The organism is Shewanella sp. DNRA4 (genome assembly GCF_012843185.1).
Classification (GTDB): domain Bacteria; phylum Pseudomonadota; class Gammaproteobacteria; order Enterobacterales; family Shewanellaceae; genus Shewanella; species Shewanella xiamenensis.
In genome coordinates this window covers 147,616-161,308 of record NZ_JABAIP010000007.1, presented here as the reverse complement: position 1 = coordinate 161,308, position 13,693 = coordinate 147,616, and the positions used below count along the sequence as shown (strand labels likewise).

Genomic DNA, 13,693 nt, shown 5'->3' with positions numbered 1-13,693 from the left:
CATTGGCGCTCTTATTGTGACTAAACCTTTCTCAGATTAAGGTGGTTACTTTGCCGCTAACTGGCTGTTAATCACTAAACTTAAATATTGGGTGAAATCATGCCCATGATTTTGCAGCATCTTAGGGAACATCGAAATGGGCGTCGAACCAGGGAAGGTATTGATTTCGTTCAGCAGGATTTCATTGTCCGCGGTTAAGAAAAAGTCGATACGGGACAGGTGACGTAACTTCATGCCTTTAAAGGCTTTAATCGCATAGGCTCGGATCTGATCGCTGATTTCAGTCGGTACATTTTGCGCGACGACATCGGTTCGCGCCTTACTGTTTTTCGCGTACTTTTCATCGAAGGTGTAGAAGGTATTGCTATCGCAGATGATTTCACCGGGTAGGGTGGCGATCACTTCACCTTGATATTCGTAAACTGCGACTTCAAGTTCACGGGCTTTAATGGTTTTTTCAACAATCACGTAGGGCGCATAACCAAAGGCATCTTTGAGTACTTCGCTCACTTTGCTAGCCTCATCCACCTTATAGCAACCGACCGATGAGCCTTGAGACGCAGCCTTGACGAAAATTGACCCCCAATTTTCAAGTGCCGCTTGGGTTTGAGCAATGGCTTCATCATCGTATTGATTTAAAAAGATATAAGGTGTGTTGGGAATGCCTAAGGCGCTGAACCACATTTTGGCGGTGATCTTGTTAAAGCAGTTACTGCTCGCTTCGGATTCGCAACCAAAGTAGGGCAGTTGGATAAGATTAAAGTAAGACTGAATGTCGCCTGTCTCACCTGGGTAACCGTGAATGCAAGGGATCACATAATCAACGGGCCAAGGGGCTTTGCCCTCGTCACGAAAGCGGATCTCACGGTTATTGGTCAGCTCGCAGTTATCGCCTGCGGCGGTTTGGTATTGGCCAAATTTATCCAGTACCACACGTAGTACATTGAACTGTTCTGATTTTGCTAACGAGGTTTCAAAATAATTAGCCGACAGTAGGGAAATATCGTGTTCCGCACTTCCACCGCCGCACAGCAAAAGTAAATTGATCTTTGACATTATGATTCCTCGATTGAGCAAAATGCTGTTGAGTTGCTTCGTGCAACTACGCCACTAACATGCAACTGGGCTAAAAAATAACGACACTGTATTAGCCGCTGCCATCTTAGATTTCTTCGCCCCTAAAGCGCAAGGACTCTGGCTAAGCTGTTTGATTGAGTGATGAATTTTAGCGCAGTTTGACAGCAATAAAAAACGCGCTGTTAGCGCGTTTTAAGGACATCTTTCTAAGAAACGATATTAGAAGTTCGCGGTACGTGGTGCCCGTGGGAATGGGATCACGTCACGGATGTTCGATACGCCAGTGACGTAAGACACTAAACGCTCAAAGCCTAGACCAAAACCTGCGTGTGGCACTGTGCCATAACGACGAAGATCGCGGTACCACCAGTAATCCTCTTTGTTCAGATCCATTTCTTCTAAACGCATATCCAGCACGTCTAAACGTTCTTCACGTTGCGAACCACCGATGATTTCACCGATGCCTGGGGCTAACACGTCCATCGCTGCAACGGTTTTACCGTCTTCGTTGAGGCGCATGTAGAAGGCTTTGATATCTTTTGGATAGTTCTTCACAACCACTGGGGCTTTAAAGTGCTCTTCGGCCAGATAACGCTCGTGCTCAGAGGATAAGTCGATACCCCAAGACACTGGGAATTCGAACTCACGGCCACATTTTTGCAGAATATCTACTGCATCGGTGTAGTCCACTTGGGCGAAATCGCTAGAGACGAAGGATTGCAGACGCTCAATTACGGTTTTATCCACGTGTTGGGCGAAGAATTGCAAATCGTCCATACGCTCAGCTAATACCGCGTTGAAGGCGTATTTCAGCATGCCTTCAGCGAGACTGGCGATATCGCTTAAGGTGGCGAAGGCCACTTCAGGCTCAACCATCCAGAATTCCGCTAAGTGACGGCTAGTGTTTGAGTTTTCAGCACGGAAAGTTGGGCCAAAGGTATAGATTTTTGACAGGGCGCAGGCGTAGGTTTCGCCGTTTAATTGGCCCGATACGGTTAAGAAAGCCTCTTTACCGAAGAAATCTTTGTCGTAGTCTACTTTGCCATCACTGGTGCGTGGCAGGTTTTCCATATCCAGTGTGGATACACGGAACATTTCACCCGCGCCTTCACAGTCAGATGCGGTGATCAGCGGTGTAGATACCCACACGAAGCCATTTTCGTGGTAGAAACGGTGAATGGCTTGAGATAAACAGTTACGTACGCGAGCAACGGCACCAATGATGTTGGTACGTGGGCGTAAGTGCGCCAATTCGCGTAAATGCTCAATAGAATGACGTTTAGCCGCCATTGGATAAGTGTCTGGATCTTCTACCCAGCCAGTCACTTCAACTTGAGTCACTTGCAACTCATAGGCTTGGCCCGCGCCTGGAGATTCAACAATCTCACCGGTTACGATCACCGAGCAGCCAGCAGTTAGCTTTAACACTTCGTTGTCGTAATTTTCTAAGCTATTTGGCACGACACCTTGAATAGGATTGAAGCAGGAGCCGTCATAGACTGCCAAAAAAGAGATGCCAGCTTTAGAGTCACGACGAGTTCTTACCCATCCACGTACGGTGACTGTAGAACCGACTGCGTGCTCACCTTTAAATACAGAAGCGACTGATGCAATACTCATTGTTGCTTAGTTCTCCAACGAAACGTTTTATATGAAAATTTTGGAGGTTTATATTACCTTGCTGGTGGCTTTTCTCAAGCTGAAAAAGGTATCCTGAGGTGAATATTACCGCTATTAAGCAATATATACCCAATCAACCACAATCCGACATCTTTAGATTGTTTGGTTATCGTGCGTTAAACGTTTGGAGGCGATATGAGAAAAGTTAAAATATTCCAGCTCATCCTCGCGACATTATCTATTTTGGGTTGGACATTGGCGGTGTACGCGCTGATGGTGTTTGGCGAGGCTCGCCCCGAACGAGAGGTCGGGTCCTACTTGAGTCGCGGTGAAACCTTCAGGCACTATTGGGACCCAAGCGAAACCGAATTACTGCAATATATCATCTGGGGCTGTGGTGCGATCAGTCTGATAAGTCTGGCGTTTAACTACTATGTTGCCCACCACAGTAAACTGGGTTATTGGTTTAATATTCCCTTGCTGCTGTTAACGTCGTTAGTGGCGGGCTTATATGTACATTTTGTGATTTAAATTATCCAAAAGAGCAATGCGGCTTTACAGCATCTCCTCGGGCAGACTCACATGCCGACAGAGGTGATCGATGATCGCCGCTGTCGCTCCCCAGATAAAACGCTGTTGATACGGGATAAAGTGTACGCTGTAATAACGGCCTTTGCGTAAGAATGCGTTACGATGCCGATGGCTTGGTTCGATAAAAAAACTTAAAGGCACGGTAAAACAATCGGCAACCTCGCCTGGATCGAGCCTTAAGGTAAAATCTTGCTTGATGATCCCGACCACTGGGGTAATTTCAAACCCAGTAAAGGTATTATGGGCAGGGAAAGTACCTATCACATCCACATTTTCTCGGCAAAGACCAATTTCCTCTTCGGCTTCTCGTAATGCCGCCATAATCGCACTTGGATCACTGGGTTCAATCTTTCCTCCCGGAAAACTGATTTGTCCTGGGTGCGCCCGAAGATGCATGGGTCTTTGGGTTAAAATCAGATTGAGCTCGCCTTGGATTTCCTGCAAGGGAATTAACACCGCCGCTTTTCGCAGTCCTTGGTGAGGGAGCGCCACCGGATCTTGCTTAGCTAATGGGTGTAGATTGAATCTGAGTCTAAATTCCGTTTGATCCATAGGTTTCCCACTCATTCCTGTCGATTATTGAGGGCTATCTAACAAGGGTAAGATTCGACTGACTTTATCGAAGCTTTCTTGATATTCGGCATCGACATTGGAGTCGGCGACGATCCCTCCGCCAGCCCAACAATAGAGCTTGCCGCGCTCGGCAACAATAGTGCGGATGGTAATGCTCGTATCCATTTGCCCATCTTGGCTGATATAGCCAATTGAACCACAATACAGACTGCGGCGTGAGGGTTCCAGTTCTTCAATAATTTCCATGGCGCGAATTTTGGGGGCGCCAGTAATTGAACCGCCGGGAAAGGCTGCCCTCAGTAAGTCACTGGCGTGGTATTGTGGATCGAGTTTAGCGGTGACGGTACTCACTAAATGGTGCACAGCCGGAAAACTTTCTATGGCAAATAAGTGTGGTACTTGCACTGACCCGGGCGCCGCGACTTTGCCGATATCATTACGTAGTAAATCCACAATCATCACGTTTTCGGCGCGATCTTTAGGGGAGTTGGCGAGTGTTTGTGCCACCTGTTTATCCCGCTCCGGATCGGCATGACGTGGCAAGGTGCCTTTAATCGGTTTGGTTTGAATATCATCCCCGCGCAGCTGAATAAAACGCTCAGGCGAAATCGATAAAATCGCGTTGACCTCAAGCCGCATAAAGGCAGAGAAGGGCGCCTGATTGGCACTTCGCAGCTTGCAGTAGGCGAGCCATTCATCGCCTTGATACTCAGCTTCAAATCGCTGAGTTAAATTAATTTGATAGCAATCACCGCTTTGTAGATATGCCTGTACTTGATTAAATTTTGAGGTGTACTGGGCTTTGGTGAGTTGCGCCGACCAAGGGCTTGTGAGACTAAACTCAGCCTGTTTTGTGGTGTTGGCTATTTTTGCTTCAATTATGTTCAATTGAGTATCGAGCGCGGCATCGCCTAAATAGTGCACCATAAACCAGCTTTGCTGCTGATAGTCAAAAATCAATGCCCAGTCGTAAAAGCCAATATTCATCTCGCCGAGGTGAATATCCTTAGCCGCTGTGCTGGGTAACTGTTCAATTCGGCGGCCTAAATCATAACTAAAACTGCCCATAGCGCCACCACTAAAGGGCAAATCGCAGGCAAAGGATTGTGGATACCAATAGCGCAGCAGCTGTTTGATCAGCGAAAAAGGGTCATCCTGCGGGCTTAGGTGAGGCGGCTCGGCTAAATCGGGGAAATGAACTTGAATGTCTGTCAGTTCGCCATGGGTGATCAGGGTGGCAATAGGATTTGCGCAAATAATATCGAATTTAGCGTCCTGATGGGACGCATTGGCCGAGTCGAGCAAGATGGCCCAAGGCTCGGCTGCAAAGTGTTCGAAGATTGCTGCAGTGCTGAATGTCCAGTCAAGTTGGCGTACTGCCAGCGGTAATGCCGCCCTATTTGCCATCTATTAACCCTATCTAAAAATGTGATGTAGCCCAAAAAGATGGGAAAGAGTATCATATTGGCCCAGAAAGAATTACACAAAAAACAAGTAAGGCCCTAAAGGCTGCTGGAGCGCACCTACTATGTCATCTCACCATGAAACGTCTGAAAATGTAGTGATTAAACAAGCCGACTTCATTGAAAGTGTGGCCGATGCCCTGCAATACATCTCCTATTATCATCCCAAAGATTTTGTCGATGCTATGAGCGAAGCTTATGAGCGTGAGCAAAGTGCGGCGGCGAAGGATGCGATTGCCCAAATTTTGATTAACTCGCGTATGTCTGCCGAAGGCAAACGTCCACTGTGCCAAGACACGGGGATCGTGACCACCTTCGTTAAGATTGGTATGGGGGTTAAGTGGGACAAAACCGATATGACCGTGCAACAAATGGTCGATGAAGGTGTGCGTCGTGCTTATACCAATCCAGATAACCCACTGCGTGCATCGATTGTGGCCGATCCTGCCGGTAGCCGTAAAAACACCAAAGACAACACCCCATCCGTGGTGCATATCGATATGGTTCCAGGCAATCATATTGAGGTCGCTATCGCCGCCAAAGGCGGCGGCAGTGAAAACAAAGCCAAGATGGTGATGTTAAACCCATCTGATGATATCGCTGCTTGGGTTGAAAAAACGTTGCCAACGATGGGCGCGGGTTGGTGTCCTCCTGGCATGCTCGGCATCGGTATTGGCGGCACCGCTGAAAAAGCGGCCGTGCTGGCGAAAGAAGCGCTGATGGAAAGCGTGGATATCCATGAGTTAATGGCGCGCGGCGCACAAACTACCGAAGAAAAACTGCGTTTAGACATTTTCGAACGTGCTAATAACTTAGGTATTGGTGCTCAAGGTCTTGGCGGGTTAACCACAGTGTTAGACGTGAAAATCAAATCTGCGCCTACTCATGCAGCATCAAAACCTGTGGTGATGATCCCGAACTGCGCCGCAACCCGCCACGTTCATTTCCATTTAGATGGTACAGGTCCTGCTGATCTTACTCCACCATCGCTGAGCGACTGGCCAGAAATCACCCGCGAAGTGGGCAGCGATGTGCGCCGTGTTAACTTAGACACTGTCACACAAGCGGATATCGAGCAGTGGAAGAGCGGTGAAACCATTCTGTTAAGCGGTAAAATGCTCACCGGACGTGACGCTGCCCATAAGCGTATCCAAAGCCTGATTGAAAGCGGCGAAGGTTTACCAGAAGGCGTCGACTTTACTGGTAAGTTTATCTACTACGTTGGCCCAGTTGACCCCGTCGGTAATGAAGTTGTAGGTCCTGCAGGACCTACAACCGCGACCCGTATGGACAAATTCACCGATCTGATGCTAGAAAAAACTGGCCTGATGGGCATGATAGGTAAGGCTGAGCGTGGTCCTGCGACCGTTGAGTCTATCAAGAAACACAAAGCTGTTTACCTGATGGCCGTTGGCGGCGCGGCTTACTTAGTGTCAAAAGCCATTAAGAAATCCCGCGTGGTGGCGTTTGCCGATTTAGGTATGGAAGCGATTTACGAGTTCGACGTTGAAGATATGCCAGTCACTGTGGCGGTGGACTCTAATGGCGTGAATGCCCATGAAACGGGGCCTGCAATTTGGAAAGTCAATATTGCTAACGCCAAAGCGTAAGCGAATGTCATCCTTGCAAAAGTGTCGTTTTTTTAAGCGGAATTTGAGCAAGATAGCGAGGCGAGTGGTACTCAATCAGACCATTCGCGATTGACTGACAATTTGTCACAAAAAAATCCGCTCAAGTACGCCTTTTGGCTTGCTTGAGCGTTTTTGTTTCGTTAGTGTGGCAAACTTATCTTCATAGAGACGATTGATGTTCGTTTTGACCGTTCATTCGGTACAACTACCGAATGTGTTTAACAAAAGATGGATATAACAATGAAAATAGCTCCTCTCCTATTGGCGCTTGGCGCAGCAGGTTTGGCCTGCTCTGCCCACGCGGCCGATCCTAAGCCTTTTACTGTGCAACAGCTGGTTAAACTCAACAAATTGCATTCAGCCGTGGTATCTCACGACGGTACAAAACTGGTCTACGGCCTGAAAACCGTTAATGACAAGGGAGAGGCAAGCTCGGATTTATATCTTCTCGATCTGACGCAAGCAGACGCGAAACCGCTGCAGCTCACCTCTGCCGCCGGTACTGAGCACAATGTCAGCTTCGCAAACGATGACAAATCGATTTATTTCCTCGCCAGCCGCAGCGGGTCAAGTCAACTGTTCCAACTGCCATTAACCGGTGGTGAAGCGCAGCAAGTTTCTGATCTACCTCTGGATATCGATGGTTACAAACTGTCAAACGATGGCAAGCAAATCGTGCTTAGTATGCGCGTCTTTCCAGAGTGTAAAGACTTAGCGTGCTCAAAAGACAAATTTAAGGCCGAAGAAGAGCGTAAATCGACGGGCCGTGAATACAAGCAGTTGATGGTACGTCACTGGGATACGTGGGAAGACCATGCCCGTAATCACTTATTTGTTGGCGCCCTCAACGGTGAAAAGCTGACTAAAGTGGTTGATATCACTCAAGGCTTAGACACCGAAACGCCGCCTAAACCATTCTCAGGCATGGAAGAAGTGACTTTCACCCCAGATGGCCAATATGTGGTGTACAGCGCTAAAGCGCCAAGCAAAGATCAAGCTTGGACCACCAATTACGATTTGTGGCAGGTGAGCGTGAATGGCGGCAAAGCCACTAACTTAACCGCCGATAACATTGCTTGGGACGCACAGCCAACATTCTCAAGCGATGGCCGTTATATGGCGTACCTCGCCATGACCAAACCCGGCTTTGAAGCCGACCGTTACCGCATCATGCTGCGTGATACCAGTAGCGGACAGTCTAAGGAAGTGGCACCGCTGTGGGACAGAAGCCCAAGCTCGCTGATGTTTGCACCGGACAACCGCACTCTGTATGTGACGGCGCAGGACATTGGCCAAGTGTCTATTTTTAAAGTGAATACTCAATTTGGTGATGTGCAGTCTGTCTATAGCGACGGCAGTAATAGCCTGATTGCGATCGCCGACGAGCAACTGATCTTCGACAGCAAAACCTTAGTTGAGCCGGGCGATCTGTATCGCATCAACACCGACGGCCAAGGCCTGAAACGTCTAACCGAAGTCAACAAAGACAAACTAGCCGAAATTAAATTCGGTGAATTCCAACAATTTAGCTTTAAGGGTTGGAATAACGAAGATGTTTACGGCTACTGGATCAAACCTGCCAACTACCAAGAAGGCAAAAAGTATCCGATTGCATACCTAGTTCACGGTGGTCCACAAGGTTCATTTGGTAACGGTTTCAGTGGCCGTTGGAACGCCCAGTTATGGGCCGGTGCGGGTTATGGCGTTGTGATGGTGGACTTCCACGGTTCAACTGGTTACGGCCAAGCCTTTACCGATTCTATCAGCCAAGATTGGGGCGGTAAGCCATTAGAAGACTTACAAAAAGGTCTGGCAGCGGTGAGCCAACAACAAAAATGGCTCGATCCACAAAATGCCTGTGCCTTAGGTGGTTCTTACGGCGGCTACATGATGAACTGGATCCAAGGTAACTGGAACGATGGCTTTAAGTGCCTCGTTAACCACGCGGGTCTGTTCGATATGCGCTCCATGTATTATGTGACCGAAGAAGTCTGGTTCCCAGAGCATGAGTTTGGCGGCACTTATCAGGATAACAAAGCGTTATATGAGCAGTTCAACCCAGTTAACTATGTCGAAAACTGGAAAACCCCGATGCTGGTTATCCATGGCGAGAAGGATTTCCGTGTGCCTTATGGTCAAGGATTAGCAGCATTTAGCTTTATGCAACGTAAGGGGATTCCATCTGAATTGCTGATTTTCCCTGATGAAAACCACTGGATCTTAAAGCCAGAAAACCTAGAACAATGGTACGCGAATGTGTTTCGTTGGATGGACAGCTGGACGAAAAAGTAACCGAGGATGATGGACTTAAATCCACTGTGTACTAAGTCCCATTAACTTGTTGCCAAAGCCAGAACCCTGTTCTGGCTTTTTAATAATCGGATTGTTTGTATCCAGCTAATCACACCCTTGAACGAATGGGGTTAAATACTGGCTACTGTTATCTATCAAGGAATGAAGATGCTGATCAGAGCGGCGAGTACAACAGATATTGAGGCAATAAGCGTATTAATCACGCAGCTTACACAAGTTTATATCGCTCCTACGTGCACAGATGATGGCGCTGAAACCTTAGTTAAAGCCATGTCGGTTGAGTCGGTGGCTCATTATTTTGCCTTAGGTTATCAATATCATGTTGCAATGAATGAGACTGGCGAACTTGTCGGTGTGGTGGGTATGAAGGATAACAGTCATCTTTATCATCTATTTGTGGCGGATATTGCCAAGGGGCAAGGCCTGTCGCGTCAGCTGTGGGAGCATGCTAAAGCTGAGTGTCTGGCCAAGGGGAATCTCGGCACGTTTACCGTGAACTCGGCGGTGAATGCGCTGCCTGTCTATCAGCGCTTTGGCTTTATTGCGCAAGGTGATATTCGTGAGCGCGGTGGGATCCGCGATATTCCAATGCAACTCGTGCTTTGAGCTATAACAACCTTTAACCATAAGACCAAAACATAAAATCAGAAGAAGAGAACCTATGGCGAATGTAAGTTTTTACCCAATCGGGACAGTCGGTGAAAAATGGGGCGATGCCGAAAAGGCCGCATGGTTTGCTAGTACGCAAATTAAGCGTTCTTACCAAGATAATGTTGTCGCGCCACTAAAAGCGATGGAGTCACAACTGGCCGAATTAGGGCTGAATGTGGTGCAATATGGCGCTTTATCGATTGATCCAGCGCGTTATCCCTTGTTTGCGGTTAAATCTGCTACGTTCGATCCGAACAAGAAAACCGTTTTAGTCACAGGTGGCGTACACGGCTACGAAACCAGTGGTGTGCATGGCGCCTTGGCTTTTTTGGCTAACAACGCGGCTCACTATGCTGAGCGCGTAAACTTAGTGGTGGCAGTGTGTGTAAGCCCTTGGGGTTATGAGACCATTAATCGCTGGAACCCGAAAGCTATCGATCCAAACCGCTCGTTTTATGCCAATAGCCCAGCAGAAGAGTCGGCAGCATTGATGGCACTGGTGGCAAGTGTCCCACAAGGTTTTGATGTGCATGTGGATTTACATGAAACCACTGACTCGGATGAAGATGAATTTCGTCCAGCCTTGGCCGCGCGTGACGGCAAAGACTTTATCCCCGGGACGATTCTTGATGGTTTTTATGCTGTAGGCGATACCGAAAATCCGCAGGATGCTTTTCAAAAGGCGATTATCGATGGCGTGAGCAAAGTGACTCACATCGCGCCTGCCGATGACAAGGGCGAGATTATCGGCTCAACGGTAGTGCAACACGGGGTGATCAATTACCCATTGAAAGCGCTAGGTTTATGCAGCAGTGTGACGGGCTGTATTTATAACACGACAACGGAAGTGTATCCCGACAGCCCATCGGCCACGCCCGCAGAGTGCAATTTAGCTCAAGTTGCGGCGATTACCAGTGCCATCGACTATGTGTTAGCACTGAATTAATTGAGTTTGTTACTTATTTGATATCAAGCTCGCAAGTCAATCGTAACGTTGTGTACTGTGTCATCAATTGATTTTGCTTAAGTTAAAACGATAAAAGCCCTCAAACGAGGGCTTTTGCATTTAACAATTTTTTATTGCTTAGACTTTATATCTATTGAGCACTATTGCTCGGTGAAAGGGCGGCCATAGTAGCTGTCGAGTAATAGCTGTTTTAGCTCGCTAATTAGCGGATAGCGAGGGTTGGCACCAGTACATTGGTCATCGAAGGCATCCTCGGCAAGCATATCTACTTTGGCGAGGAAGTCGGCTTCGTTAACTCCGGCTTCTTGGATTGACGCAGGAATGCCCAGCGTCTTCTTGAGCTGCTCGATTTTCTCCAGCAATTTTTCAACTTTTTGCGCATCTGAGTTGCCACCTAGGGCTAAATGATCGGCAATGGCCGCGTAACGACACAGGGCTTTTGGTCTGTCGTATTGGCTGAATGCAGCTTGCTTAGTCGGTAAGTCAGTCGCATTAAAGCGGATAACGTTACTGATCAGCAGCGCGTTCGCCAGCCCGTGGGCTAAGTGAAACTCGGCGCCCAGCTTGTGAGCCATAGAGTGGCAGATCCCAAGGAAGGCGTTGGCAAAGGCGATACCGGCTATGGTGGCGCCATTATGCACTTTTTCACGGGCAATGGGGGATGCGGCGCCAAGCTGATAAGCATCAGGCAAATATTTGCACAGCAGGTCAAGAGCTTGCAGGGCTTGACCATCGCTGTACTCGTTCGCCATCACGCTGACATACGCTTCGAGCGCGTGGGTGATCGCATCGATTCCGCCGAAAGCGGTTAAGGATTTCGGCATATCCATCACCAGATTCGGGTCAACAATCGCCATATTAGGGGTGAGTTGGTAGTCGGCAATGGGGTATTTTTTACCAGTTTGTTCATCGGTTACCACGGCAAAAGGTGTGACTTCAGAGCCAGTACCTGATGTGGTGGGGATCGCCACCATAGTGGCTTTGACGCCCATTTTAGGGAATTTATAGATACGTTTACGGATATCCATAAAACGCAGTGCTAAATCGGCAAAGTCGACATCTGGATGCTCGTACATCACCCAAATAATCTTGGCTGCATCCATGGGCGAGCCACCGCCTAAGGCAATAATCACATCGGGTTTAAAGCTATTCGCCACTTTGGCACCTTGGCGTACTGTGGCTAGTGTGGGGTCGGCTTCCACTTCGTAAAAGACTTCAGTTTCAATACCTTGAGCTTTTAAAATCTTTAAGGTTTCGTCGCAATAACCTTGGTTAAACAGGAATCTGTCGGTCACTATCAGCGCGCGCTTTTTATCACTCAATTCTTCAAGCGCAATAGGTAAGCTGCCGCGGCGGAAGTAGATAGACGAAGGAAGCTTGTGCCACAGCATGTTTTCAGCCCTCTTAGCGACGGTTTTTTTATTGATTAAATGGCTTGGGCCGACGTTTTCAGAAATCGAGTTTCCACCCCAAGAGCCACAACCTAAGGTGAGCGAGGGGGCGAGTTTAAAGTTGTACAGGTCGCCAATTCCGCCTTGTGAGGCTGGAGTGTTGATTAGAATTCGCGCGGTTTTCATTCTAAAACCAAAGGTTTTGACCCGCTCGGTTTGGGTATCTTGGTCGGTATATAAGCCTGATGTGTGGCCAATCCCGCCTAAGGCGACCAAAGCTTCAGCCTTATCGACGGCGTCATTAAAATCGGCTGCGCGGTACATGCCAAGTAGAGGAGAGAGTTTTTCGTGGGCAAAGGCTTCTGCCTCAGTGATATCGGTGACTTCACCAATCAAGACCTTGGTGGTGTGGGGGACATCAATGCCCGCCATTTGCGCTATGGTCGCGGCGCTTTGGCCGACGATGTCGGCATTTAAGCCGCCATTTTTAAGGATGACTTGTTGCATCGCAGCGGTTTGCGCCGCATTTAAGAGATAACCACCATGGGTGGCAAAGCGCTCTTTGACTTGCTCGTAGATGCTATCGACCACAATCACCGCTTGCTCTGATGCACACACCACACCGTTATCGAAGGTTTTAGACATCAAAATCGAGCTGACTGCGCGTTTAATGTCGGCGGTTTCATCAATCACAATTGGGGTATTACCTGCGCCGACACCAATGGCGGGTTTGCCTGAAGAATAGGCGGCTTTCACCATACCTGGGCCGCCCGTAGCGAGGATAAGATTCACTTTGGGGTGCGTCATTAACTGGTTTGAGAGCGCCACACTGGGCTCATCAATCCAGCCGATAATATCCTTGGGCGCACCCGCGGCAATGGCGGCATCTAACACCAGTTTGGCCGCAGTGGTGGTCGAGACTTTTGCCCTTGGGTGAGGCGAGAAAATAATCGCATTACGGGTTTTAAGACTAATTAATGCTTTGAAAATGGCGGTGGAGGTGGGATTGGTGGTGGGGACAATCCCACAGATAATGCCTACGGGCTCGGCGATAGTGATGGTGCCGAAGGTGGGGTCCTCGGATAAAATTCCGCAGGTCTTTTCATCTTTGTACTTGTTATAAATGTACTCGGAGGCAAAGTGGTTTTTAATCACTTTGTCTTCAATCACCCCCATTCGGGTTTCGGCGGCGGCCATTTTCGCAAGCGATATACGCGCATCGGCGGCGGCGAGTGCGGCGGCGCGGAAAATCGCATCGACTTGGGCTTGACTGTAACTGGCATATTCGGCTTGCGCTTTGGCGACGCGCTCGACCATGAGATCCAGTTCTTGGGCATTGGTTACTGTCATGATTAAGACTCCTAAAAAGATTTAGGGAATGCACGATTCGCTAACTCTTCTTTATGGTGAAAAATT

General features: G+C 48.3%; 10 protein-coding genes. 5 read left to right on the top strand and 5 right to left on the bottom strand.

The genetic code is table 11. The annotated features are described in order from the left end of the window. Positions 1 to 45: 45 nt before the first annotated feature. A complete protein-coding gene (locus HG547_RS09505; RefSeq protein WP_144374528.1) occupies positions 46 to 1,056 on the bottom strand; it encodes a D-alanine--D-alanine ligase in 1,011 nt (336 codons plus the stop codon). Between the two features lie 240 nt (positions 1,057 to 1,296). Further along, positions 1,297 to 2,697 (bottom strand): asparagine--tRNA ligase, encoded by a 1,401-nt coding sequence (gene asnS, locus HG547_RS09500; RefSeq protein WP_037418214.1) that lies wholly within the window; start codon positions 2,695 to 2,697, stop codon positions 1,297 to 1,299. A 195-nt stretch (positions 2,698 to 2,892) separates the two neighbouring features. On the opposite strand from asnS, the gene HG547_RS09495 reads away from it, so the two are divergent. Beyond that, positions 2,893 to 3,228, top strand: a complete 336-nt coding sequence (locus HG547_RS09495) for a hypothetical protein (RefSeq protein WP_037418216.1) — start codon at positions 2,893 to 2,895, stop codon at positions 3,226 to 3,228. A gap of 24 nt (positions 3,229 to 3,252) precedes the next feature. Here HG547_RS09495 and HG547_RS09490 read toward each other — a convergent pair whose 3' ends face one another. Beyond that, positions 3,253 to 3,840 carry a CoA pyrophosphatase gene (locus HG547_RS09490; protein ID WP_169547708.1) on the bottom strand — a complete coding sequence of 196 codons (588 nt, stop codon included), beginning with the start codon at positions 3,838 to 3,840 and terminating at the stop codon, positions 3,253 to 3,255. Between the two features lie 24 nt (positions 3,841 to 3,864). Next, positions 3,865 to 5,268 (bottom strand): aminodeoxychorismate synthase component I, encoded by a 1,404-nt coding sequence (pabB, locus tag HG547_RS09485; protein ID WP_169547707.1) that lies wholly within the window; start codon positions 5,266 to 5,268, stop codon positions 3,865 to 3,867. A 121-nt stretch (positions 5,269 to 5,389) separates the two neighbouring features. Between pabB and HG547_RS09480 the strand changes: the two genes are divergently transcribed. From HG547_RS09480 to HG547_RS09465, 4 genes are all read left to right on the top strand, one after another. Further along, positions 5,390 to 6,934 carry a fumarate hydratase gene (locus HG547_RS09480; RefSeq protein WP_144345524.1) on the top strand — a complete coding sequence of 515 codons (1,545 nt, stop codon included), beginning with the start codon at positions 5,390 to 5,392 and terminating at the stop codon, positions 6,932 to 6,934. A 261-nt stretch (positions 6,935 to 7,195) separates the two neighbouring features. Then, complete coding sequence (locus HG547_RS09475; RefSeq protein ID WP_169547706.1) at positions 7,196 to 9,247, top strand: S9 family peptidase; 2,052 nt, start codon at positions 7,196 to 7,198, stop codon at positions 9,245 to 9,247. A gap of 168 nt (positions 9,248 to 9,415) precedes the next feature. Further along, a complete protein-coding gene (locus HG547_RS09470; protein ID WP_169547705.1) occupies positions 9,416 to 9,874 on the top strand; it encodes a GNAT family N-acetyltransferase in 459 nt (152 codons plus the stop codon). A 55-nt stretch (positions 9,875 to 9,929) separates the two neighbouring features. Then, positions 9,930 to 10,865 carry a M14 family metallocarboxypeptidase gene (locus HG547_RS09465; protein WP_169547704.1) on the top strand — a complete coding sequence of 312 codons (936 nt, stop codon included), beginning with the start codon at positions 9,930 to 9,932 and terminating at the stop codon, positions 10,863 to 10,865. Positions 10,866 to 11,026: 161 nt separating this feature from the next. Here HG547_RS09465 and adhE read toward each other — a convergent pair whose 3' ends face one another. Then, a complete protein-coding gene (gene adhE / locus HG547_RS09460) occupies positions 11,027 to 13,627 on the bottom strand; it encodes a bifunctional acetaldehyde-CoA/alcohol dehydrogenase (RefSeq protein ID WP_169547703.1) in 2,601 nt (866 codons plus the stop codon). Positions 13,628 to 13,693: the final 66 nt, after the last annotated feature.